Origin of the sequence: Klebsiella sp. P1CD1 (genome assembly GCF_003790505.1) — a bacterium.
Lineage (GTDB): Bacteria > Pseudomonadota > Gammaproteobacteria > Enterobacterales > Enterobacteriaceae > Klebsiella > Klebsiella variicola.
Genome location: NZ_CP033631.1, coordinates 4,392,591 through 4,416,467 on the forward strand (window position 1 = coordinate 4,392,591; position 23,877 = coordinate 4,416,467).

At 57.1% G+C, this 23,877-nt stretch carries 23 protein-coding genes, 1 pseudogene and 1 other annotated feature; of the genes and pseudogenes, 10 read left to right on the forward strand and 14 right to left on the reverse strand.

Annotated features, from left to right (window positions below):
- Positions 1-96: 96 nt before the first annotated feature.
- The 7 genes from adk to DTA24_RS21840 form a co-directional block, all read right to left on the reverse strand.
- Positions 97-741 carry an adenylate kinase gene (adk, locus tag DTA24_RS21810; protein ID WP_002892184.1) on the reverse strand — a complete coding sequence of 215 codons (645 nt, stop codon included), beginning with the start codon at positions 739-741 and terminating at the stop codon, positions 97-99.
- 222 nt (positions 742-963) lie between these two features.
- Complete coding sequence (gene htpG / locus DTA24_RS21815; RefSeq protein WP_012542661.1) at positions 964-2,838, reverse strand: molecular chaperone HtpG; 1,875 nt, start codon at positions 2,836-2,838, stop codon at positions 964-966.
- A 112-nt stretch (positions 2,839-2,950) separates the two neighbouring features.
- The gene (recR, locus tag DTA24_RS21820; protein ID WP_008805449.1) at positions 2,951-3,556 is read right to left on the reverse strand and encodes a recombination mediator RecR; all 606 of its coding nucleotides are present in this window, start codon (positions 3,554-3,556) and stop codon (positions 2,951-2,953) included.
- Positions 3,556-3,888 (reverse strand): YbaB/EbfC family nucleoid-associated protein, encoded by a 333-nt coding sequence (locus tag DTA24_RS21825; RefSeq protein WP_008805448.1) that lies wholly within the window; start codon positions 3,886-3,888, stop codon positions 3,556-3,558. Before DTA24_RS21825 ends, recR begins: the two co-directional genes overlap by 1 nt.
- A 53-nt stretch (positions 3,889-3,941) precedes the next feature.
- Positions 3,942-5,849 carry a DNA polymerase III subunit gamma/tau gene (gene dnaX / locus DTA24_RS21830; protein WP_012968809.1) on the reverse strand — a complete coding sequence of 636 codons (1,908 nt, stop codon included), beginning with the start codon at positions 5,847-5,849 and terminating at the stop codon, positions 3,942-3,944.
- Positions 4,545-4,609: a sequence feature (DnaX frameshifting element), on the reverse strand. It overlaps the preceding gene by 65 nt.
- Before the next feature lie 92 nt (positions 5,850-5,941).
- On the reverse strand, positions 5,942-6,493 hold the full coding sequence (gene apt, locus DTA24_RS21835) for an adenine phosphoribosyltransferase (RefSeq protein WP_012542663.1): 552 nt from the start codon (positions 6,491-6,493) through the stop codon (positions 5,942-5,944).
- Between the two features lie 150 nt (positions 6,494-6,643).
- Entirely contained in the window at positions 6,644-7,021 is a 378-nt protein-coding gene (locus DTA24_RS21840; protein ID WP_008805444.1) for a DUF454 family protein, read from the reverse strand.
- A gap of 69 nt (positions 7,022-7,090) precedes the next feature.
- On the opposite strand from DTA24_RS21840, the gene priC reads away from it, so the two are divergent.
- From priC to DTA24_RS21855, 3 genes are all read left to right on the forward strand, one after another.
- Positions 7,091-7,618 carry a primosomal replication protein N'' gene (priC, locus tag DTA24_RS21845; protein WP_117120412.1) on the forward strand — a complete coding sequence of 176 codons (528 nt, stop codon included), beginning with the start codon at positions 7,091-7,093 and terminating at the stop codon, positions 7,616-7,618.
- Between the two features lie 12 nt (positions 7,619-7,630).
- Complete coding sequence (gene rsmS, locus DTA24_RS21850; RefSeq protein WP_008805442.1) at positions 7,631-7,804, forward strand: pleiotropic regulatory protein RsmS; 174 nt, start codon at positions 7,631-7,633, stop codon at positions 7,802-7,804.
- A gap of 67 nt (positions 7,805-7,871) precedes the next feature.
- Positions 7,872-8,771, forward strand: coding sequence for an Rpn family recombination-promoting nuclease/putative transposase (locus DTA24_RS21855; RefSeq protein ID WP_004183208.1), 900 nt, complete (start codon positions 7,872-7,874; stop codon positions 8,769-8,771).
- 35 nt (positions 8,772-8,806) lie between these two features.
- Here DTA24_RS21855 and mscK read toward each other — a convergent pair whose 3' ends face one another.
- Together mscK and acrR are read right to left on the reverse strand one after the other, a co-directional pair.
- A complete protein-coding gene (mscK, locus tag DTA24_RS21860) occupies positions 8,807-12,154 on the reverse strand; it encodes a mechanosensitive channel MscK (RefSeq protein WP_012968812.1) in 3,348 nt (1,115 codons plus the stop codon).
- Between the two features lie 129 nt (positions 12,155-12,283).
- Complete coding sequence (gene acrR, locus DTA24_RS21865; RefSeq protein WP_008805439.1) at positions 12,284-12,934, reverse strand: multidrug efflux transporter transcriptional repressor AcrR; 651 nt, start codon at positions 12,932-12,934, stop codon at positions 12,284-12,286.
- Positions 12,935-13,076: 142 nt separating this feature from the next.
- Between acrR and acrA the strand changes: the two genes are divergently transcribed.
- From acrA to maa, 5 genes are all read left to right on the forward strand, one after another.
- Entirely contained in the window at positions 13,077-14,270 is a 1,194-nt protein-coding gene (acrA, locus tag DTA24_RS21870) for a multidrug efflux RND transporter periplasmic adaptor subunit AcrA (RefSeq protein ID WP_008805438.1), read from the forward strand.
- A gap of 22 nt (positions 14,271-14,292) precedes the next feature.
- Complete coding sequence (gene acrB / locus DTA24_RS21875; protein ID WP_008805437.1) at positions 14,293-17,439, forward strand: multidrug efflux RND transporter permease subunit AcrB; 3,147 nt, start codon at positions 14,293-14,295, stop codon at positions 17,437-17,439.
- A 482-nt stretch (positions 17,440-17,921) separates the two neighbouring features.
- Positions 17,922-18,296: an Hha toxicity modulator TomB gene (gene tomB / locus DTA24_RS21885; protein WP_008805436.1), complete on the forward strand. Its 375-nt coding sequence runs from the start codon at positions 17,922-17,924 to the stop codon at positions 18,294-18,296.
- A gap of 26 nt (positions 18,297-18,322) precedes the next feature.
- The gene (locus DTA24_RS21890) at positions 18,323-18,541 is read left to right on the forward strand and encodes an HHA domain-containing protein (protein WP_002892050.1); all 219 of its coding nucleotides are present in this window, start codon (positions 18,323-18,325) and stop codon (positions 18,539-18,541) included.
- A 158-nt stretch (positions 18,542-18,699) separates the two neighbouring features.
- Complete coding sequence (maa, locus tag DTA24_RS21895) at positions 18,700-19,266, forward strand: maltose O-acetyltransferase (protein ID WP_008805435.1); 567 nt, start codon at positions 18,700-18,702, stop codon at positions 19,264-19,266.
- Here the strand turns inward: maa and DTA24_RS28935 are convergent.
- Positions 19,238-19,336, reverse strand: a pseudogene (locus DTA24_RS28935) (hypothetical protein); the annotation flags it as partial. The gene maa and the pseudogene DTA24_RS28935 sit on opposite strands and share 29 nt — an antisense overlap.
- Positions 19,337-19,393: 57 nt before the next feature.
- Between DTA24_RS28935 and DTA24_RS21900 the strand changes: the two are divergent.
- The gene (locus DTA24_RS21900; protein WP_008805434.1) at positions 19,394-19,864 is read left to right on the forward strand and encodes a YlaC family protein; all 471 of its coding nucleotides are present in this window, start codon (positions 19,394-19,396) and stop codon (positions 19,862-19,864) included.
- On the opposite strand, the gene DTA24_RS21905 is transcribed toward DTA24_RS21900, so the two are convergent.
- Positions 19,833-21,290, reverse strand: coding sequence for a PLP-dependent aminotransferase family protein (locus tag DTA24_RS21905; protein WP_022066287.1), 1,458 nt, complete (start codon positions 21,288-21,290; stop codon positions 19,833-19,835). The genes DTA24_RS21900 and DTA24_RS21905 overlap by 32 nt on opposite strands.
- A gap of 100 nt (positions 21,291-21,390) precedes the next feature.
- On the opposite strand from DTA24_RS21905, the gene DTA24_RS21910 reads away from it, so the two are divergent.
- Complete coding sequence (locus DTA24_RS21910) at positions 21,391-22,089, forward strand: GNAT family N-acetyltransferase (RefSeq protein WP_016160391.1); 699 nt, start codon at positions 21,391-21,393, stop codon at positions 22,087-22,089.
- On the opposite strand, the gene ykgO is transcribed toward DTA24_RS21910, so the two are convergent.
- From ykgO to DTA24_RS21925, 3 genes are all read right to left on the reverse strand, one after another.
- Complete coding sequence (ykgO, locus tag DTA24_RS21915; protein WP_002892018.1) at positions 22,086-22,226, reverse strand: type B 50S ribosomal protein L36; 141 nt, start codon at positions 22,224-22,226, stop codon at positions 22,086-22,088. The genes DTA24_RS21910 and ykgO overlap by 4 nt on opposite strands.
- Positions 22,226-22,489, reverse strand: coding sequence for a type B 50S ribosomal protein L31 (locus tag DTA24_RS21920; protein ID WP_008805431.1), 264 nt, complete (start codon positions 22,487-22,489; stop codon positions 22,226-22,228). The genes ykgO and DTA24_RS21920 overlap by 1 nt, the downstream gene beginning before the upstream one ends.
- Before the next feature lie 116 nt (positions 22,490-22,605).
- Positions 22,606-23,676: a LacI family DNA-binding transcriptional regulator gene (locus DTA24_RS21925; protein WP_123837062.1), complete on the reverse strand. Its 1,071-nt coding sequence runs from the start codon at positions 23,674-23,676 to the stop codon at positions 22,606-22,608.
- Positions 23,677-23,877: the final 201 nt, after the last annotated feature.

The window sequence follows — 23,877 nt, forward strand, 5'->3', positions numbered from 1 at the left end:
TTGTAGCTGAAATGGCGCTAAACGGAACCAATCATAGCAAAAGGTAGAAATGAGAGGAGTTCTCATCCTGCGGCAGCAGGATGAGAAAAGGCTTTATCAGCCGAGGATTTTTTCCAGTTCAGCGCGCACGTCAGCTACCGCTTTGGTGCCGTCGACTTTGGCATATTTGGTGTTGCCCGCCTGCGCTTCTTTGGTGTAGTAGCCGATCAGCGGTGCTGTCATCTGATGGTATTCCACCAGGCGCTTACGCACGGTCTCTTCCTGGTCGTCTTTACGGGTGGTCAGCTCTTCGCCGGTCACGTCGTCTTTGCCTTCCACCTTCGGCGGATTGAATTTGATGTGGTATACGCGACCGGATGCCGCATGAACGCGACGGCCAACGATGCGGTCGACGATCAGTTCGTCCGGCACGTCGAATTCCAGCACGTAATCAACGGTAATACCCGCTTCTTTCATGGCGTCAGCCTGCGGAATGGTGCGCGGGAAGCCGTCCAGCAGGAAGCCGTTACGGCAATCTTCCTGGGCGATACGCTCTTTCACCAGCGCGATGACCAGCTCATCGGTTACCAGCTTGCCGGCGTCCATAATGTCTTTCGCTTGCTTACCGAGCTCAGAGCCGGATTTTACCGCCGCGCGCAGCATATCGCCGGTGGAGATTTGCGGAATACCGTATTTCTCCATGATGAACTGAGCCTGAGTTCCTTTACCCGCGCCCGGAGCGCCAAGCAGAATAATACGCATTACGAAAATCCCCTCAAAAGTCGATTCAATTTTTCAAAAACGCTAAACCATACCACCAGAACGGCGATGGCTCAAGGAAGGCGGTGCGGCTGAAACGGTTAATGGTGAGATATTTTATGCAATCCAATGTGAAATGCCCCGCCGGAGCAAATTGCTCAGGCGGGGCATTTATCCCGTTCCCGGCGTCGCGTCGCTCGGCCGGGCTACTCGTTCAGGTTCGCGTCAGGAAGCCAGCAGCTGGTTCATACGGCGGATAAACTGGTTCGGATCTTCCAGCGTGCCGCGCTCAGCCAGCAGCGCCTGATCCAGCAGCAGCTCTACCCATTCACCGAACTGCGCGTCATCCTGAGTATCGGCGGCGCGTTTCACCAGCTGATGCGCCGGGTTCAGTTCGAAGATGTATTTCACTTCCGGTGCCGCCTGGCCCGCTGCAGCGAACAGCTTCGCCATCTGCGTGCTCATCTCATCGGCATCGGTAGTGACAATCGCCGGGGTGTCGGTCAGACGATGGGTCAGACGCACCTCTTTCACCCGGTCGCCAAGCAGGTTTTTCACACGCTCAACGAACGGCTCCAGCGCTTTTTCAGCTTCTTTGGTGGACTCGTCCACTTCATCCGCCAGCTTGTCCAGCGACTCGTCGGCTTTCGCCACCGACTGGAACGCTTTGCCGTCGAACTCGGTCAGGTAGCTCATCATCCACTCGTCGATACGATCGGAGAGCAGCAGAACTTCAATCCCTTTCTTACGCAGCAGTTCGAGGTGCGGGCTGCTCTTCGCCGCCGCATAGCTGTCGGCAGTGATGTAGTAGATCTTCTCCTGGCCTTCTTTCATCCGCGAGACATACTCTTCCAGCGACACGGTCTGCGCGGAGGAGTCGGTATGCGTCGTCGCGAAACGCAGCAGTTTGGCGATCGCTTCCTGGTTGCTCGGATCTTCCGCCGGGCCCTCTTTCAGCACCAGGCCGAACTGTTTCCAGAAAGTTTGATATTTTTCAGCGTCGTCTTTCGCCAGCTTATCCAGCATCTGCAGCGCGCGTTTGGTCAGCGCGGTACGCAGGTTGCGGGTCACGCTGCTGTCCTGCAGGATTTCACGGGAGACGTTCAGCGGCAGATCGTTGGAGTCGATCAGGCCACGCACGAAGCGCAGGTAGTTCGGCATAAACTGCTCGGCGTCGTCCATAATGAACACACGCTGCACGTACAGCTTCAGGCCGTGTTTATGATCGCGGTTCCACATATCCCACGGCGCCTGCGACGGGATATACAGCAGGCTGGTATACTCCTGCTTACCTTCCACGCGGTTGTGGCTCCAGGTCAGCGGGTCGCTGTAGTCGTGAGCGATATGCTTGTAGAACTCTTTGTATTCGTCGTCGTTCACTTCGGACTTGCTGCGGGTCCACAGGGCCTGCGCCTTGTTGATTTTTTCCCACGAAATCACGGTTTCGCCGTCTTTCTCTTCCTGCTTTTCAATCTCAACCGGCAGCGCGATATGGTCGGAATACTTGCTGATGATGGAGCGCACGCGCCAGTCGTTGAGGAAATCGTCTTCGCCCTCACGCAGATGCAGGGTGATTTCGGTGCCGCGATCGGCTTTGGTGATGTCGGCAACGGTATATTCCCCTTCGCCGGCGGATTCCCAGAACACGCCATTCTCAGGTTTATCGCCCGCCGCACGGGTACGCACGGTCACTTTATCCGCCACGATGAAGGCAGAGTAGAAGCCGACGCCGAACTGGCCGATCAGCTGGCTGTCTTTCGCCTGGTCGGAACCCATCGATTCCAGAAACGCTTTGGTGCCGGACTTGGCGATAGTGCCGAGATGATCGATAACCTCTTCCCGGTTCATGCCGATACCGTTATCGGCGATGGTCAGGGTGCGGTTGTCTTTATCAAACGAAACCCGTACGCGCAGCTCGCCATCGCCCTCATACAAATCCGGCTGCGACAGCGCGCGGAAACGCAGCTTATCGGCCGCATCAGAGGCGTTGGAAATCAGCTCACGCAGAAAGATTTCTTTGTTGGAATAGAGGGAATGGATCATCAGGTGCAGAAGTTGCTTTACCTCTGACTGAAAACCACGAGTTTCTTGTCCTTTCATCTGATTCAACCTCAACAATGCCATTTTAAATGGGGTAAAAAACCGTTGAGTGGGAGATGGGGACTGCGGGGAAATTTTTCAAGCGGAGGCGGCGCTGGCCGCCTCCATTTGTTCAGAAAGTAATCTTGTGACGACCGGCCAGCGAGTGGGACAGCGTGGTGCCGTCGACCATTTCCAGCTCGCCGCCCACCGGCACGCCGTGGGCGATGCGGCTGGCATCAACGCCATACTGCGCGCACAGCTCCGCGATGTAGTTGGCCGTCGCCTCACCCTCAACGGTCGGGTTAGTGGCAAGGATCACCTCGGTGATCGACTCCGCTTCCAGCCGTTGTTCAAGGCGATCGAGCCCGATGTCATCTGGCCCGATGCCGTCGAGCGGCGACAGGTGCCCCATCAGCACGAAGTAGCGGCCGGAATACTGCCCGGTCTGCTCGATGGCGTGGATGTCCGCCGGACTCTCCACCACGCAGATCTGGCCGTTTTCCTGGCGACGCGGGTTGCTGCAGATATTGCACACCTCCTGCTCGGTGAAGGTGCGGCAATCGGCGCAGTGGCCGATCTCCGACATCGCGCGCGTCAGCGCCTGCGCCAGGCGCATACCGCCGCTGCGATCGCGCTGCAGCAGGGTAAACGCCATGCGCTGCGCCGACTTCGGGCCAACGCCCGGCAGACAGCGCAGCGCTTCCATAAGCTGAGTTAACAGCGGGCTGGTTTGCATCAGAACGGCATCTTGAAGCCTGGCGGCAGCTGCATACCGGCAGAAACGGAAGCCATCTTCTCTTTCTGGGTCTCTTCAATGCGGCGCGCGGCGTCGTTAAACGCGGCAGCCACCAGATCTTCCAGCATTTCTTTGTCGTCTTCCAGCAGGCTTGGGTCGATTTCCACACGGCGGCAGTTGTGCGCGCCGTTAATGGTCACTTTCACCAGACCCGCGCCGGATTCGCCAGTCACTTCCAGCTGAGCGATCTCTTCCTGCATCTTCTGCATTTTGTCTTGCATCTGCTGGGCCTGCTTCATCAGGTTACCCAGGCCGCCTTTTCCACCAAACATAGGCTTCTCTCTCAGTCATCGTTAAAGGTACTGAATGCCAGTCAGACTGGCGTTCAAATGGGGCGGATACTCTCTTCATCCAGATCGGCGTCGAAGAAACGACGCAGGGTCTGAATGTTATTATCCGCGATAATGGCTTCGCGCGCCTGCGCGAGCTTTTCTTCATAAATAGCCTGCCGCCACTCCAGCGGCGTACGCATCGCGGGATTATCATCTTCCACGATGGTCAATTCAACCGGCGTACCGTACAACACCCCCAGCGCTTCAGCCAGCTTTTGCTGCGCTCCGGTGGAATTGAGGTGACGCTGGCTGGGGCGCAGATGCAGACAGACGCGGCTGCCCTCCTGCTCTTTCCACGCGTTGAGCGCCACCTGCTCGACCAGCTTAGGTACCGCCAGCCGGCTCACTTCCGCCGCCCAGCTGTCGCGCTCGACCGCTTCTTCGGCGAGCTTGGCCGCCAGCTCCGGCGTCTTCTCATGCTCCAGCGCTTTTTTCAGCGCTTTTGGCGTGGCGACTTCGACTTTGGCCTCTTCAACCACTGTCGTCGCCTTCCAGCGATAGGCCTCTTTCTTCGCCGGGGCCTGCTCAAGGGCAGCCGCCGCCGGACGAGCCTGGACGCGCTCGGTAATCGAACTCAGTCGCTCCAGCGCAGCGTTATTCACCGGCCGCGCGCGGGAAGCGGCTGCCGGTTCACTCTTTTTTGGAGTGGTTGCTCCCTGGCTGCGCTGCAGGTGGCTGCGGGCCGCCAGCACCTGGCTGGTGGTCGGCGGCAAACTCTGCGACGGCTGCTGCGGCGGCGCAGCGGGGGCAACCGGCTGACGCGGCGCGGGCGCGGCGGTCTGTGCTGGCTGCACTTCCGGCTCTGGCAGCGGCTTACGCGGATGAAACGCCAGCGCGCGGAGCAGCGTCATTTCGACGCCCATTCGCCGGTCCGGCGCATAAGGCAGCTCTTTGCGGCCCATCAGCAGCGTTTGGTAGTAAAGCTGAACGTCGCCCGGCGGTACGGTTCGCGCCAGTTCGCGCATCCGCACTTCGACCGTGGCCATATCGGCGCCCAGCGCCGAAGGCGACAGCTGTACCATGGCGATGCGGTGCAGCAGGCTCTGCATCTCCACCAGCAGCGCCTCCCACTCGACGCCGCGTGCGGCGGCGTCATTGACGCCCGCCATCACCCGCTCGCCGTCGGCAGCGACCAGCGCTTCAATCAGCGACAGCGCCTGATCGTCATCAAGGGTGCCGAGCATAGTGCTCACCGATGCGGCCGTCAGCTGTCCTTCCCCACTGGCAATCGCCTGATCGGTCAGGCTTAAAGCATCACGCAGGCTGCCGTCGGCTGCCCGCGACAGCAGCTGCAGCGCGCGGGGCTCAAAGGCAATCTGCTCTTCGCCAAGAATATGCTCCAGCTGATGGCGGATCTGTTCAACATCCAGGGCTTTGAGATGGAACTGCAGGCAGCGGGATAAGATCGTCACCGGCAGCTTCTGCGGATCCGTCGTCGCCAGCAGGAATTTGACGTGCGCCGGCGGCTCCTCCAGCGTTTTTAATAACGCGTTGAAGCTGTGGCGCGACAACATATGGACTTCGTCGATGAGATAGACCTTAAAGCGGCCGCGGGCCGGCGCGTACTGGACGTTATCCAGCAGGTCGCGGGTATCTTCGACTTTGGTGCGCGAGGCGGCGTCAATCTCAATCAGATCGACAAAACGCCCCTGTTCAATTTCCCGGCAGTTATCGCACACGCCGCAGGGGGTGGCGGTGATGCCGGTTTCACAGTTTAACCCTTTCGCCAGCAGACGGGCGATCGAGGTCTTACCGACCCCGCGGGTACCGGAAAAGAGATAAGCGTGATGAATGCGCCCTAACGACAAGCCGTTCGCCAGTGCGGTCAGCACATGTTCCTGGCCGACGACGTCAGCAAAGGTTTGTGGGCGCCATTTACGGGCTAAGACCTGATAACTCATGGGCTGGCTCTGAAACGCTGGAAGGTGAAATCACGAAGGGGTCATGCTATCACAGCCCCGCCCGATCGGCGAGGCTATGTGGAGGGATTTGCTTAGTGGCCCGGGAACGGCACCAGGCTGTAGCAGTGGATCCCCAGCTTCTCCAGGCGCTGTTCGCCGCCCAGATCGAACAGGTTGATAATGAAAGCGGCATCGTGCACTTCGCCGCCGAGACGGCGGATCAGTTTGACCGTCGCGTCGATGGTGCCGCCGGTCGCCAGCAGATCGTCCACCACCAGCACCTTGTCGCCCGGTTTGATCGCATCAACGTGGATCTCCAGCTGATCGGTGCCATACTCCAGCTCATAGCTCTCGGCAATGGTTTCACGCGGCAACTTACGCGGCTTGCGAACCGGAACAAAGCCCACGCCCAGCGCCAGCGCAACCGGGGCGCCGAACAGGAAGCCACGCGCCTCAGTCCCTACCACTTTGGTAATACCCGCGTCTTTGTAGCGCTCGGTCAGCAGTTCAATGCTAAGCGCGTAGGCCTTCGGGTCTTCCAGTAAGCTGGTGACATCGCGGAAAAGAATGCCAGGTTTTGGATAATCCTCGATACTCTGGATGCTGTTCTTCAGATATTCAAGCTGCTGTGCAGTTGCGGTCATAAGTGTATGCCTGATTGAAACGGTGTTACCCACGGGCGTGCAAAAGGGGCCAAAGAAACATTTGTTTAACCTTTGACCAGGCTTGCCCGCGCTCGAAAACGCCAGAATTTACTGGCTGTCAGCAACAATTGCAACAGGCATTATTGCGCATCAGTGCTTTTGTTGCTTTGCGTCAACCACCGGAATGCGCCACATAAAGATCAGCAGGCAGGCCAGAATGACCAACAGCATGATGCGCACCCACGTAAGCTTAACCAGCCACAGCGAAATAGCAAAAGTCACCACGATCATCGCAATGGCGCGCGGTTTGGCGCCGCGAGGCATCGCGCGGTACTGCTGCCAATGGCGAAGATAGCCGCCAAACCAGGAGCGATACAGCAGCCACTGGTGAAAGCGCGGCGATGAGCGGGCAAAGCACCAGGCGGCGAGCAGAATAAACGGCGTCGTCGGCAGCAACGGTAAGAAGATGCCCAGCGTACCCAGCGCTACCGCCAGCCAGCCGATAATGGTTAGAATAACAGGTGGCATAATGCGAATCGTTATCAAACAGATGAGGCTACTGTAGCACAGTTGGCTGGAAGGGAATGGAGAGGTGTGGTGAAAACAGCTCAACTTTTACAAACGCTCAACGATCAGCTCAGCGAGCTGGCCGCGCTGGTGGCGCCGCTGGCGGAGCACGCGACCCTGAGCCCACGCTTTGACCGTCAGCTCTTTCATACCCGCAGCACGCTGATGCAGGACTATCTGGCGGAAGCCCGGCAAAACTTTTCCCAACTGAGCCAGGCCGTCGAGCGCCGGCAACTGCCGCAGGTGGTCTGGATTGCCGAGCGTCTGGCGGCGCAAATCGCCGCGCTGCGTCGTGAAACCGCCACCTGGTCCTTGCGCAGTTGGGACCACGCGTCGCCAACGCTGAGCCGCTGGCAGCGCCGTCGCCTGCAGCATCAGGAGTATGAGCGCCGCCTGCTGGCGATGCGCGACCAACGTCAGCGTCAGCTGGCGCAGGCGACCAGCCTTGACGAGCAGCAGCGGCTGGGGAAAGAAGTTGAAGCCTACAGCGGCCGGTTGGCGCGCTGCCGACAGGCACTGGACAAGATTGAAAACGTACTGGCGCGGCTGACGCGCTAACAGGAGAGCCCGATGTCGCTGGAAAATGCATCCGATGAGGTCAAACTGGCCGTCGATTTAATCATGTTGCTGGAATCGCATCAGATCCCGGCGCAAACCGTGCTGGGCGCGCTGGAAATTGTCAGGCGGGATTATGCAAACAAGTTAAAAAACGCGGAAAGCGGGTCGCAAAACCCAGAGAAGTAGGATGTTGTCTCCGGCAGTGTGCTGGCAGTCTGGTCCTCTGCGCATGACGCCACTGGAGACAATATTGATGGAAAAAGTCAGTCAAACCCCACACGACGCGGTGTTTCGCCAGATGCTCATGCATCAGGCGGTCGCGAAGGATTTTTTGCAGTTGTATCTCCCCGCGCCGTTTCTGGCGATCTGCGAACTGGATTCGCTGCAGCTGGTCTCCGGCAGCTTTGTTGAAGAGGACCTGCGCGCCAGCTATTCCGATATCCTTTACTCACTGCGCACGCGTCATGGACCGGGCTATGTGTACGCGCTGATTGAGCACCAGAGTACCCCGGACAAGCTGATGGCATTTCGCCTGCTGCGCTATGCGCTGGCCGCCATGCAGCGTCATCTGGACGCCGGCCACGACACGCTGCCGCTGGTGGTGCCCATTCTGTTTTATCACGGCAAAGTGAGCCCCTGGCCCTGGGCTCGCAACTGGCAACAGCTATTCGCCGATCCGGCGCTGGCGAAGGCGCTCTATAGCAATGATTTTCCGCTGGTGGACCTCACCGTAATGCCAGATAATCAGATCGCCCGTCATCGGCGGATGGCCATGCTGGAGCTGCTGCAAAAGCATATCCGCCATCGCGATCTGGCCGAGCTGCAGGTGCCGCTGATTGCGCTGATGACGCAAGGCTATCTGACAGAAGCGCAGCTGAATACGCTGCTGCGCTATATGTTGCAGGCGGGAACTACGGAACATCCGGGGGCGCTGATCCGCACGCTGGCGGCGCAGTCGCCCAGGCATAAGGAGCTGATGATGACCATTGCCGAATGGCTGGAAGAAAAAGGCCGTAAACAGGGACAGCAAGAGGGTGAGCAGGAAGCCACCCGCAGCATCGCCGCCAGAATGTTGGCGCGCGGCCTCGAACGTCAAACCGTGCAGGAGCTCACCGGGCTCAGCGATGAAGAACTCGCCGCGCTGGCACCCTGAAGCAGCAGGGGCGGCTTTGCGCCGCCCCTCTTCGATCAGGACGCGGTGGTGGGCGCCAGATCGTCCCCCTTCCCGTCCCGCTTCACTTCGGTGACTTCATCGCCTTTTTCATTGCGCAGATGAACTTCCAGCTGGTTAAAGGCAATGTTAATGTCATTCTCCCGGCACAGGCGGTCGATGGCGCGGTTGAGCTCATCCACCGTGTAGCTGCGATCGCGCAGTTCACGAACATACAGACGCAGTTCATGATCCAGCGTACTGGCCCCGAAGGTGGTGAAGAAAACCGCTGGCGCCGGCTCCTGCATCACTTTCGGATGATCGTGCGCGGCCTTCAGCAGCACCTCTTTCACTTTATCCAGATCGGAGCCATAGGCGACGCCGAGGCGGATCACCACCCGGGTCACGGTGTCGGAGAGCGACCAGTTGATCAAGCGCTCGGTAACGAACGCCTTGTTCGGGATAATTACCTCTTTGCGATCGAAGTCGGTGATGGTGGTCGCGCGGATACGGATTTTGCTTACCGTACCGGAGAAGGTGCCGATGGTTACCGTATCCCCAATGCGCACTGGACGCTCGAACAGAATAATCAGACCGGAGACGAAGTTACCGAAGATCTCCTGCAGGCCAAAACCTAAACCAACCGACAGCGCGGCCGCCAGCCATTGTAGTTTATCCCAGGAGACGCCCAGCGACCCGAACACCGTCATCGCCCCGATGGCGATAATCGCATAGTTAAGAATGGTGGTGATGGCGTAGGAGGTGCCCTGACGCATATTGAGACGCGAGAGAACCAGCACCTCCAGCAGACCCGGCAGGTTGCGTATTAGCGCCCAGGCGACCATCGACGCCACAATGGCAAACAGCAGACTGCCCATCGTGACGCTGCGCACCACGCTGGCCCCCGCTTCGGTACCGTTGTAGTGCCAGAGGGTAATGCTGTCGAGATAGGCGAAAACGGTGATCAGATCAGACCAAATCGCCCAGAACATGACCGCGAACAGCGCGATCATCACCAGCATGGTGATGCGCAGCGTCTGCTGGTTGACCTGCTCGAGAGCGATAGTCGGCTCCTCCTGCGGCTCGGCGCCTTCCGCGCCCTCCTTCACCAGATGCTGACGGCGCGCCAGCGCCCGGCGCCAGGCGATACGTCGCGCCGCCACGCTCAGACCGCGCAGCACGGTCTGGTACAGCAGGTTCCAGATCATCACCAGATACACGGTCTCGATCCAGCGTCCCGCCAGGCGCAGCGTGGTGTAGAAGTAACCGGTCGCCGTCAGCACCATCAGGGCTACCGGGACAATAGACAGCACGGTGATCGTCAGCAGGCGCAGGCTGTGTGATTCTTTATCACGCCAGCTTTCCCGACACATCGGCCAGACCAGCACGGCAATCAGCAGCAGATTGAAGAAAATCACAAACTGCCCCAGCACGTCGTCCATCAGGTTCAGTGGCGACAGCTCGGAAATCACCGACCAGAAATTCAGCGGCAGCAACGCGAGGCTGACGCGAACAATTTGTCGCCGCCAGTGGCTGGTCAACTGCGCAGGCATATTGAAGTGGCTGACCGCCACGCCGTTCTTTTCCAGCACTTTCCAGCACAGACCAAAGACCAGCCAGAACATGGCCAGCTTTTTACTGTACGCCCACAGCAGTCCGCTGATATTAAGCTGCATGGTGAGTAAGATCAGGCCAATCGCCAAAATTACCAGCACCACCGGCAAGGCCCGAATCAGGTCGATCAGGATCGCCTTTGGCGTATGCAGCTGGGTATCGTTGCGCAGCTGCCCCACCTGGGAAGCAAGCTTAGCCTGATAATCCTTCAGCCACTGCAGACGCCAGCGGATCAGGCCGGCAATCAGCAGCAATGGTAAACCGGCCAGGAAAGCGATAAACACCGCGGGCCACGCTTTTTCCCAGTTCACGGTGATTTTCATCGCCTTAAACTGACCTTTCAGCGCTTCCGGGAAGGCCTTAATCCACTCCCAGTCCATCGGTTTATTGCTGTTCACCCAGAAAATTTGTTGGGTCAGAATTTCCTTCAGACTGCTCGAGACGCTCATCAACTGCTGCTGGTTGATCTGCAGGTTGATGGCCATCATCAGCTGGTTCCCCAGCTGTTTGTTGAACTGGTCAAGCAGTTCGCGGCGCATGTCGATCACTTCCAGTAGCGCGGCGTGGACTTCATCGTTCACTTCGCTGCTGTGCCCCTCCTCCAGTTTGGCGACAAAGGCGTCGCTCTGGAACAGCGCGTCGCGCTGCTGGTTCACCTCAAACTGCTCGAGCCGCAGGTCGGCGATGCGGTTGGTCATATCCTGCAGTTCGTCCGCCGACGGCAGCGTCTGCTGTTGCTGATAAAGAATGCGCGACAGCAGCAGGCTCCCCCGCAGAACTGAAATTTGCTCTTTAATATCCCGTTCAGACTGCAGCGCGCGGTCGAGCCAGTTCTTCACCTGGATATTGCGCTGCACCAGCTGGTTACCGTTCTCCGTCGCCTGGATCAGCTTCTCGCTGAGCTGATGGTTAATATCCAGCTCCTGCTTGACCAGCGGATTGGCCTGAATTCGCGTGGTTTCATCCGGGGTGACCGCCTCCTGGGCGGTTTTCTCCGTCAGCGTAAGCCGCTTGCTGTTCACCGCCTCCTGCAGCAGCTGCAGCTGATGCTCCAGCCGGTTGCTCCAGGCGGTGACGTAGTCACGCTGCTTCTGCAGGGTATCCTGCAGGACGGTGTTGCCTTCGAGGCTCTTGCGCTGCTGCTCAATCTGCGCGTTGAGCAGCGCCTGTTGAGCCTGCAACAGCACCTGCTGGGTCGGGCGCAGCGTCTCGTCGCCCACCGAGGTGCCATTCAGCCGATTGCGGATCTGCTGCAACTGTTGGGAGGCGTTATACATCGCGTTCTGCACACGTTCCGGCTGCGTTTGCAGGGAAACCAGCTGGCTGTTATAGGTCGCCAGATCGTTTTGCGCATTCTGCAGATCGTCCAGCGTCTGGGTGACGCGTGACTCCAGTTGACGCAGAGAGAGCGTACTGAGCGTTTTGCGCGTGGCGGCGTCGTCAGGGACCTCGCTCAGGTTGTTGAGACTATCCACCGCCTGGCGCAGCTTCGCCGGGGCTTGCTCGACCTGCTGACGCAGCTGTGCCGTCTCGCTTTTGATGCGCTCGATTTTATCCAGCGTTTCCAGCGTCTGGGTCAAATCCTGCTGGACCAGTTTGTCCTGGGGAGTCAGTTCTTTTTGCTTGTTTAACGTATTGAGCTGGCTCTGCACCTCTGCCCGGTCAGGGAGGTCCGCGGCGCGGCCCTGGACTGGGCTGAAAAGGCCAATAAAGCAGAGCAGCGTAATGAAAAAGATAAACGTGGCGCGTTGCCTGGAGATCGTGTGCAGCATAGTTAATATGAATGAATGCAAATGCCGGAGAATACCGGGGGTCGTCGCAAGCGCGCAGAATAGCACTTCTCTTCGCTGGCGAATAGCGGCGGACGGCGCTAAAAATTCACGTTCATCCGCGCGCTAACGTTAAGCTGTCAGGCTCTCCGGGCCGCGTAGCGTGGGACAGAACTGATACATCTCCAGCAGGATGGCGACGTAGTCGCGCGCTTCCGCATGCAGGTCGAACGAGTCAGGGGCAAACAGCCAGTTTTCCATCAGGCCGGAAAGGTAGCTGCGCATTAACACGGCCGCCCGCCGGGTGAGTAAATTGGCGGGCAACAGCTTCGCGGCGATGCACTCTTTTAAGGTCTGCTCGATACGCTCGTAGCTCGCCAGGGAGAGCTGCCGCTGGGCCTGCTGCACCACGGTCATCTCACCGACAAACTCACACTTATGATAGATAATCTCCATCATTAATCGTCGACGTTCCTCTGTCACTGTCGCTTCAAGAACATAGACTAATATCTCCCTGATAACTGAGAGTGGATCGTTGGGGAATTTTGCCCGATACTCAATTTCGAGATCGCTAATACTGGCGTCTGACAGCTCCCAAATTTCGTTGAATAAATCTGATTTATTCTTGAAATGCCAGTAGATAGCCCCCCTCGTTACACCCGCAGCTTTTGCAATTGTTGCCAACGAGGTAGATGATACGCCTTGCTGCGAAAACAGACGCAGAGCAACATCCAGAATCAGTTGCCGGGTTTCACGTGCCTGTTGTTTGGTTTTTCGTGCCATAGGTTAATGACTTTACAGAGGTTACGTTTACATACATTTGTGAATGTATGTACCATAGCATGACCATAATAGAAAGACTGTAGTGGGTTTGTGGTTGTTTGAGCCACTGAACATTTTGAAATTGGACACTCGAGGTTTACATATGAACAAAAACAGAGGGTTAACGCCTCTGGCGGTCGTTCTGATGCTCTCAGGCAGCTTAGCGCTAACAGGATGTGACGATAAACCGGCTCAACAAGGAGCCCAGCACATGCCGGAAGTCGGTATTGTGACGCTCAAATCCGCACCTCTACAAATAACCACCGAACTGCCAGGCCGCACCAGCGCCTATCGCATTGCGGAAGTCCGTCCTCAGGTCAGTGGCATTATTTTAAAACGTAACTTCGTGGAAGGTAGCGACATCCAGGCCGGCGTTTCCCTGTATCAGATCGATCCCGCCACCTATCAGGCCAGCTATGACAGCGCCAAAGGCGACCTGGCAAAAGCCCAGGCGGCAGCGAACATGGATCAACTGACGGTCAAGCGTTATCAGAAACTGTTAGGCACTAAATATATTAGTCAACAAGACTACGATACCGCCGTCGCGACGGCACAGCAGAGCAATGCGGCCGTGGTCGCAGCGAAAGCGGCCGTGGAAACCGCGCGCATCAATCTGGCCTACACCAAAGTCACCTCGCCGATCAGCGGCCGGATTGGTAAATCCGCGGTGACCGAAGGGGCGCTGGTGCAGAATGGTCAAACGACTGCCCTGGCAACTGTTCAGCAGCTGGATCCGATCTATGTTGACGTCACCCAGTCGAGCAATGATTTCCTGCGCCTGAAACAGGAGCTGGCCGATGGCCGCCTGAAACAGGAAAACGGCAAAGCGAAAGTGGAGCTGGTGACGAATGACGGTCTTAAGTATCCGCAGGCCGGCACGCTGGAATTTTCGGATGTCACCGTCGATCAGACCACCGGCTCTATCACGCTGCGCGCGATTTTCCCGAACCCGGACCACACCCTGCTACCGGGGATGTTTGTGCGTGCCCGTCTGGAAGAAGGGGTTAACCCTGACGCCCTGCTGGTACCGCAACAGGGTGTTACCCGTACGCCGCGCGGCGACGCCAGCGTCATGGTGGTCGGGGAAGGCGATAAAGTCGAAGTCCGCCAGGTCACTGCTTCTCAGGCGATTGGCGATAAATGGCTGGTCACTGACGGTCTGAAAACTGGCGATCGCGTTATCGTCACCGGCCTGCAAAAAATCAAACCAGGCGTGCAGGTAAAAGCGCAGGAAGTAGCTTCTGATGATAAACAGCAAGCCGCAGGCAACGCGCCATCAGAACAAACCAAGTCTTAACTTAAACAGGAGCCGTTAAGACATGCCTAATTTCTTTATCGATCGCCCCATATTTGCATGGGTGATCGCCATCATCATCATGCTGGCTGGGGGATTATCGATCCTCAAATTGCCGGTAGCGCAATATCCGACGATTGCGCCGCCAGCAATTTCCATTACCGCCATGTACCCCGGTGCTGACGCCGAAACTGTGCAGAACACCGTGACTCAGGTTATCGAACAGAATATGAACGGTATCGACCACCTGATGTACATGTCCTCCAATGGCGACTCCACCGGTACGGCGACCATCACCCTGACCTTCGAATCCGGTACCGATCCGGATATTGCCCAGGTTCAGGTTCAGAACAAGCTGGCGCTGGCGACACCTCTGCTGCCGCAAGAAGTACAGCAGCAAGGGATTAGCGTTGAGAAAGCGTCCAGCAGCTTCCTGATGGTTGTCGGCGTTATTAACACCAACGGCACCATGAACCAGGACGATATTTCGGACTACGTGGCGGCCAACATGAAGGACCCGATCAGCCGTACCAGCGGTGTCGGCGACGTTCAGCTGTTCGGTTCCCAGTACGCGATGCGTATCTGGATGGATCCGAACAAACTGAACAACTTCCAGCTGACGCCGGTGGACGTGATCAGCGCCCTGAAAGCGCAGAACGCCCAGGTGGCCGCGGGTCAGTTAGGCGGTACGCCGCCGGTGAAAGGCCAGCAGCTTAACGCCTCGATCATCGCGCAAACCCGTCTGACCAATACCGAAGAGTTTGGCAACATTCTGCTGAAGGTGAACCAGGACGGTTCCCAGGTTCGTCTGCGCGATGTCGCCAAAATTGAGCTGGGCGGCGAAAGCTATGACGTAGTGGCGAAGTTTAACGGCCAGCCAGCATCGGGTCTGGGTATTAAACTGGCTACCGGCGCGAACGCGCTGGATACCGCCAACGCTATCCGTGCAGAACTGGCGAAGATGGAGCCGTTTTTCCCGTCGGGGATGAAGATCGTTTACCCGTATGACACCACCCCGTTCGTGAAAATCTCTATTCACGAAGTGGTTAAAACGCTGGTGGAAGCGATCATCCTGGTGTTCCTGGTCATGTATCTGTTCCTGCAGAACTTCCGCGCCACGCTGATCCCGACCATCGCCGTACCGGTAGTCCTGTTAGGCACCTTCGCGGTGTTGGCGGCGTTTGGCTTCTCGATAAACACCCTGACGATGTTCGGGATGGTGCTCGCCATCGGCCTGTTGGTGGATGACGCCATCGTGGTGGTCGAGAACGTCGAGCGCGTAATGGCGGAAGAGGGTCTGCCGCCGAAAGAAGCGACGCGTAAATCGATGGGACAGATCCAGGGCGCGCTGGTCGGTATCGCCATGGTGCTGTCGGCGGTATTTATCCCGATGGCGTTCTTCGGCGGTTCAACCGGGGCCATCTATCGCCAGTTCTCCATCACCATCGTTTCTGCGATGGCGCTGTCGGTACTGGTGGCGTTGATCCTGACGCCAGCGCTGTGCGCCACCATGCTGAAGCCTATTCAGAAAGGCAGCCATGGCGCGACCACCGGTTTCTTCGGTTGGTTTAACCGCATGTTCGATAAGAGCACGCACCACTACACCGACAGCGTAGGCAACATTCTGCGCAGCACCGGTCGTTATCTGGTCCTGTATCTGATCATCGTGGTGGGCATGGCGTGGCTGTTCGTCCGTCTGCCGAGCTCGTTCCTGCCGGACGAGGACCAGGGGGTATTCCTGAGCATGGCGCAGCTGCCTGCCGGCGCCACCCAGGAGCGTACGCAGAAAGTGCTGGATGAGATGACGAATTACTATCTCACCAAAGAGAAGGACAACGTGGAATCCGTGTTTGCGGTTAACGGCTTCGGCTTCGCCGGCCGCGGCCAGAACACCGGCATCGCGTTCGTCTCGCTGAAAGACTGGAGCCAGCGTCCAGGTGAGGAAAACAAAGTTGAAGCGATCACCGGCCGGGCGATGGGCTACTTCTCGCAGATTAAAGATGCGATGGTGTTCGCCTTTAACCTGCCAGCTATCGTTGAACTGGGTACCGCGACCGGCTTTGACTTCCAGCTCATTGACCAGGGCGGTCTGGGCCACGAAAAACTGACCCAGGCGCGTAACCAGCTGTTTGGCATGGTGGCGCAGCACCCTGACGTGCTGACCGGCGTGCGCCCTAACGGCCTGGAAGATACACCGCAGTTTAAAATCGATATCGATCAGGAAAAAGCCCAGGCGCTGGGCGTCTCCATCAGCGACATTAACACCACGCTGGGCGCGGCCTGGGGCGGGAGCTATGTCAACGACTTTATCGACCGCGGCCGCGTGAAGAAAGTGTACATCATGTCTGAAGCGAAATACCGTATGCTGCCGGAAGACATCGGCAAGTGGTATGTTCGCGGCAGCGATGGTCAGATGGTGCCGTTCTCCGCCTTCTCTACTTCGCGTTGGGAATACGGTTCACCGCGTCTGGAACGCTACAACGGCCTGCCGTCGCTGGAAATTCTCGGCCAGGCAGCGCCAGGCAAGAGTACCGGTGAGGCGATGAGCCTGATGGAAGAGCTGGCGGGTAAACTGCCTTCCGGTATCGGCTACGACTGGACCGGGATGTCTTATCAGGAACGACTGTCCGGCAACCAGGCCCCTGCCCTGTATGCCATTTCGCTGATTGTCGTCTTCCTGTGTCTGGCAGCGCTGTATGAGAGCTGGTCAATTCCGTTCTCGGTCATGCTGGTCGTCCCGCTGGGTGTGGTCGGTGCGCTGTTAGCCGCTACCTTCCGCGGTTTAACCAACGACGTTTACTTCCAGGTGGGCCTGTTGACCACCATCGGCCTGTCGGCGAAGAACGCGATATTGATCGTTGAATTCGCCAAAGACCTGATGGAGAAAGAGGGTAAAGGGCTGATTGAGGCAACGCTTGAAGCAGTGCGTATGCGTCTGCGTCCGATCCTGATGACCTCCCTGGCGTTTATCCTCGGCGTTATGCCGCTGGTGATCAGCTCGGGTGCCGGCTCCGGCGCGCAGAACGCCGTCGGTACTGGCGTAATGGGCGGGATGGTGACCGCGACGATTCTGGCCATCTTCTTCGTGCCAGTGTTCTTCGTGGTGGTTCGTCGCCGCTTTAGCAAGAAATCGGAAGATATTGAGCACAGCCATCAGGTTGAGCATCATTAATCGTCACACTTGAACAAAGGGCCGCCTTCGCGGCCCTTTTTTTGTCCGTCGCAACAGGGCACATATTGCCATTGTTTATTTTTCACACTGCATTTAATATATATTGATATGGTCCTGGCTATTTTTTCACATTGCCTGGCACTTATGATCTTTACACACTCATTTACCAGGAATAATCCTAATACCAACGCCCGCGGCCGGCGGTTTCTGAACGCGACAGCTGCCTGCCTTAAGCCGATGATTGATAAGACTTCTCTATTTCTCGGGCTGTGCGCCAGGGCCTGCGAAATTAATTCGTCTATTTTTAAGATAATTTCTCTCTGATAATTGTAATTTTTCGTAATAGCACGATGAAATCTGTTGGAGAGTGGATTATAGTTAAATCAGCAGGATTACTCAGTTAGTGTCAGGTCGGTTAGTCGTGTTCATCCCACAACGGTGTTTGTTAGTCGTCGTTTAAACCACTCAAAAGGGGATGCGTTATGGACGAATACTCGCCAAAAAGACATGATATTGCACAGCTACGCTTTCTCTGCGAAACGCTGTATCATGACTGCCTTGCAAACTTGGAAGAGAGCAACCATGGCTGGGTCAACGACCCGACTTCGGCTGTCAATCTTCAGTTAAATGAATTGATCGAGCACATTGCCACATTCGCGCTTAATTATAAAATTAAGTACACTGAGGATAATAAACTGGTCGCTCAGGTTGACGAATATCTGGACGATACTTTTACCTTGTTCAGTAACTACGGCATTAACTCAACGGATTTGCAAAAGTGGAAAAAATCCGGTAATCGACTATTTCGTTGCTTTGTCAACGCCAGCCGGGAAAACCCGGCCAGTCTCTCGTGTTAGAATTATTACAATCAAAAGGTGGAATTATGTCTGATAAGCCATTAACTAAAACAGACTATTTGATGCGCTTACGTCGTTGCCAGACAATTGACACGCTGGAGCGCGTCATTGAAAAAAATAAATATGAACTGTCTGATAATGAACTGGCGGTATTTTACTCAGCCGCCGATCATCGTCTGGCTGAACTGACCATGAATAAGCTGTACGATAAGATCCCGACCTCAGTCTGGAAGTTTATCCGCTAATCGACGCGCACAACGTGGTCTGCTGACCGGACGATACGCGTCAGCCGCCGCAGGGTATCTTTGTGATAGTCATCACATCATTCAGCTAACAGCAACCCTGTAACCGGTTTCTTTTTTATACTGCTACGGCCATCTAAAGTCAGGTATAAGGAAGACCCATGAGTGAAGAAAAACGTAAAATGATCGCCGGTGAGCTCTATTTATCTGGCGACCCAACGCTTCGCGCCGATCGCCTGCGCGCCAGACAGTTGTTACACCGTTATAATCATTCCTCCCCGGATGCGCAGGAAGAACGTCAGCATATTCTGGCCGAGCTGTTCGGTCGCGCCGGCGATGCGTATATCGAGCCAAGCTTTCGCTGCGACTACGGCTACAATATCTTTCTCGGCAATGCGTTTTACGCCAATTTTGACTGCGTGATGCTGGACGTCTGCCCTATTCATATTGGCGATAACTGCATGCTGGCGCCGGGCGTCCATATTTATACCGCCACCCATCCGCTGGATGCCGAAGCGCGTAACAGCGGCCAGGAATATGGCAAACCAGTGACCATCGGCCACAATGTGTGGATTGGTGGGCGGGCGGTAATCAATCCCGGGGTGACCATTGGTGATAATGCGGTCATTGCGTCCGGTGCAGTCGTCACCAAAGATGTACCGGCCGGGGCCGTTGTCGGCGGCAACCCGGCGCAGATCATTAAGCGCCTTCCGCTACCAAATCCGTAACTGTTATGGTTTTCTGTAACTGATCTGTTACTTTCGCCGTGGAATATTGCAACATAAAATAGCCTTCAGGCTAAGCCTGGTCCGCCGGGCGCGCACGGCTGGCTCATTGCAGAATTCGGGGACCAAGATGACAGAAATACAACGCCTGCTAACTCATACCATTGACGAACTCAACGTTCAGGAAAAACGCGATAATCGCCCGCGTTTTAGCATCAGTTTTATCCGCAACCATCCGGGGCTGTTTGTTGCCATGTATGCCGCGTTTCTGGCGACGCTGGTGGTCATGCTGCGCTCTGAAACGCTGGTAGACTCGGTCTGGTTGCTGGTGGTGCTGTTCATCCTGTTCAACGCCTTTTTCTTCTTTGATGTCTATCCGCGCTATCGTTATGAAGATATCGATGTCCTCGACTTTCGCGTGTGCTACAACGGGGAATGGTATAACACCCGCTTTGTTCCCCGGCAGCTGATCGAGCGTATTCTTCAGTCGCCGGATGTCGATAGCGAGCAGAAGGCGCAGCTCAAAAAGATGGTCGCCACCAAAGGCGAGCTCTCCTTCTACGACGTTTTTACGCTGACCCGCGCCGGTGCTGCACAATAAGACGATTTAGCGTCCGCAGCGCCAGCGGATAGCGGGAAGCAGAAGTATTACCATATCCCAGCACCAGCCCGCTCCGCCCCCGCTGCGGGTCGAGATAGAAATGACTTAACGCGGCAGGCGCCAGTTGAAACTGACGCGCCTGCTGCGCAATCGTCTGGTCATCGAACCCTTCCATTGCGACTGTCAAATGGAGCCCCCCTTCCCCGCCAAGGACCTCGCATGGCACGGTTATCTCTTGCGCCAGTGCCTCACGCAGCTGTTGTTGGCGCTTGCGGTACAGGCGACGCATGGCCGCCAGATGGCGAGCATAGTGCCCCTTCTCAATAAACCTGGCCAGCGCCCGCTGTTCCGTGCGGTGTCCTCCACGCAGCAACGTGCCAATCACATCCTGAACGGCATCCGCCAGCGCAGGCGGCATCACCATGAAGCCAATACGCAGCGCCGGAAAGAGCGTTTTGCTGAAGGTACCGAGATACACCACCGGGGCATCCGGCACCATCCCCAGCATCGCCGGGATCGGCTCTCCGCTATGGCGAAACTCGCTGTCGTAGTCATCCTCCACAATCCACGCCCCGTGCAGGCGGGCGTACTCCACCAGCGCCAGACGTCGCGCGGCGCTCATGACGCTCCCGAGGGGATACTGATGAGAGGGAGAGGTGAAGATCAGCCGGGGCGGCTCCGCGACGCCGTTGGCAATCCCCATCCCTTCGTCATCGACCGCCATTCCGCTGACCCGCAGCCCTGCGCGCTGGAAGCTGCTCCTGGCCCCCAGGTACCCCGGCTCTTCCACCCACACGCTGTCGCCTGGATCCGTCAACAGCGAAGCGCATAAGTTCACCCCTTCCAGCGCCCCTTCGGTAATGACAATCTGCCGAATATCGCAACGGATCCCCCGGGAGAGCGCCAGATGACGAGCGATAGCTTCCCGCAGCAAGGGGTCGCCTGCCGCCTCGCCATAGCCCAGCAGTGCGCTGCCCTCGTCGCGTAAGACGTTATCCATCAGCCGCCGCCACAGCGGCAACGGGAAATAGTTCACCGCCGGCATGCCAGGGGTAAACAGCAGCGCCGGAGAGTCGCGGCGCATCGCGGCTGGCAGCCCTTGCAGCCGTTCAGGCAGTACGACGGGCGGCACCTTCACGGGCTCTTCGCGGCAGGCGGCGAGCGGTACCACCTGCGTTCCCTGACGGCTCCGCATCAGGTATCCCTCCAGCGCCAGCTGCTCCAGGGCAGCATTGACCGTATTTCGCGACAGCTGCAGCCGTCCGGCCATCACCCGCGATCCGGGCAAACGGCAGTTGGCCGCCAGAGTTCCCTGCAGGATGGCATGGCGCAATGTGTGGTAAAGGGCCCGCTGCAGGGTTTCATCCGATCGGTGCTGTATCCCCTGCGTCACCAGCGTAAAAAAACCATCGTCCGGTATGTTCATCTCATCTCCTCGTGGCCCTATAAAAACATACGCCTGTGGCACTTTTTATGGAACCAGTGAGCGCGTACGCTGCCTGAAAAACCCCGCTAAGGAAACCGCAATGCGTGAATACAATCAGTTTGGACAGGAACTCGGCGCCGCGCTGCCTGACTGGCAACCGCGTCCATGGCCAGCACGGCAGGTATTACAGGGCAGCCGCTGTCGGCTCGAACCACTGACTCTCGCGCATGCCAGCGACCTGTTTGCTGCTCACCAGCTGGCGCCAGACGCCCGCAGCTGGACGTGGCTGCTGCGTGAACCTGAGAGCAACCTTGCAGAATTCAGTGCCTGGGTGGAGCAGGTCGCCACGCTGGCAGACCCGATCCATTTTGCCGTCGTTGACCAGCGGCAAGGGAAAGCGGTTGGCTCGCTGGCGTTAATGCGCATTGACGCCACCCACGGCGTGGTAGAGGTGGGACATGTGCATTTTTCACCGTTGCTGAGCCGAACGGCTATGGCCACCGAAGCGCACTGGCTGTTGATGCAGTATGTGTTTGATACGCTCGGTTATCGTCGCTATGAATGGAAATGTAATAGTCTCAATATGCCGTCGGGCCGGGCGGCAAGACGGCTGGGTTTTCAGTACGAAGGACGTTTTCGTCAGGCACTGGTGAGCAAAGGACATAACCGGGATACGGACTGGTTTTCGGTGATAGACGGCGAATGGCCGCAGCTGGATAACGCCATGCGGCAATGGCTGGCCGCCGACAATTTTACCGCCGACGGCCAGCAGCGCCGCACTCTGGAGAGTTTCCGTTAACGACGTTTTTTGCGCCCCTGCACCGCTTTAAAGCGGGGGTTGCTCTTACAGATAACGTACAGCCGCCCTTTGCGCTTGACCAGCTGACAATCAGGGTGGCGCTGTTTGGCGCTGCGTAATGAGTTAACGACCTGCATCATGCCTTCCTTTTCGCATCAATAAAGCCGCCGAAGCGCTGACGGAACCGGGCCGCGCTGCCCTCGCTGGCGAAGGTTTTTTGTTTGCCGGTGTAGTACGGATGCGATTTCGAGGAGACGTCGATCGTCACATACGGAAAAGTTTCGCCGTCGAGTTCAATCACGCGATCGGTGCGGATGGTGGAACCGACTTTAAAATACTCATTAACGCTGGTGTCGTGAAACACCACCGTGCGATAGGGGGGATGGATATGGGCTTTCATGATGACCTCGTCATTATGTTATAACATAACATTTAAGTTACGCCGTTCCACGACAAAGATCAACCATGTTCAAATTAAGGGTAATGGGCCTAAGGCGAGTTTCCCCGCCTTAGGTTTCAGGGCGCCAGACGGTGGGCGATGGCGCGTAGCTGTTCCGCGATGGCCTGCAGATCTTTGCCTTGCTCAGTTCTGGCGCCGCTGGAATGACGTATCACCAGGCGCGCCGGCAGGATGGATGAAGTATGTGGCGCACCGCTGATGCTGGCGAGGATCCGCCGCACCGCTTCTTTCCCCTGCAGATCGAGATCCAGCGACACCGTACTCAGCGCCGGATAGAAAAAGGAGCTTTCGTAGGTATCGTCATAGCCAATGACGGACTTCTCCCCCGGCACCGCCACCTGGTGCTGATGGAAAGCGCTGAGCACCCCCAGCGCCATCTGGTCATTACCCACCAGCACGGCGCTGAAATTGGGCGTTTCGCGCAGCATCTGCAGCGCGCCGGCATAGCCGCTTTGCGCATCCCAGTTGCCGTGCAGAACGGTCACCGGCTTCAGGCCGTAGCCCTCGAGAGTCTCCAGCCAGCTTTTCAGCCGGAGTTTGGCCGAGACGGAGCTGTCCGGCCCCGCCAGCAGCGCGATCTCCCGATGCCCCATCTCATAAAGATATTTGACGCTGGCCCGGGTGCCATCTGCCGGATTAAACGAAACGTTAAACACGGAACTGTAGGGGTCGACATCGAGAAAAAGGCAGACGATATCATCGTTGTCAGCGGCGATTTTCTGTGCCTGCTCGGTCTCCAGCGGCACGTTGATAATGACTTTATCCACCCGCTGAGATTTCAGCTCATTGATGGAATCCTGGATACTTTGGTTGACGCTCTCATCGATCATCGAAATCAGCACCTGGTAACCTTCCAGATTGGCATAGCGTTTTACCGCCGCCGCCACCTGGGAAGGCGCATGCCAGGCCAGCGAAATCGTCACCAGCCCGACCGTCTGGCTCTCCTTCCCCACCAGCTGCTGCGCCAGCCGGTTTGGCACATAGCGTAAGGCCTCTATCGATTTCTCCACCTTGCGGCGCGTCGCTTCGGATACATTGGCAGATTTATTGAGTACCCTGGACACGGTCTGGTAAGAGACGCCCGCATGGCGTGCGACGTCTTCCAGAGTAGCGCTTTTAGACTTCATGGTCCGGTTCCTTATGTTGTTATCCCATGATTGTAACAGGGGCCATTTGAAAAAACGCTCACCGCCACCTTTCATCGCAAAATTACACCACAAAAAGTATTACGTTCACAACACAGTTAATTGTGAATCACCTCACCCATCACAACAAAAACTAGCATGATTATTTGCACTTAGTCACACAATAATCATATCTCGTTTGCC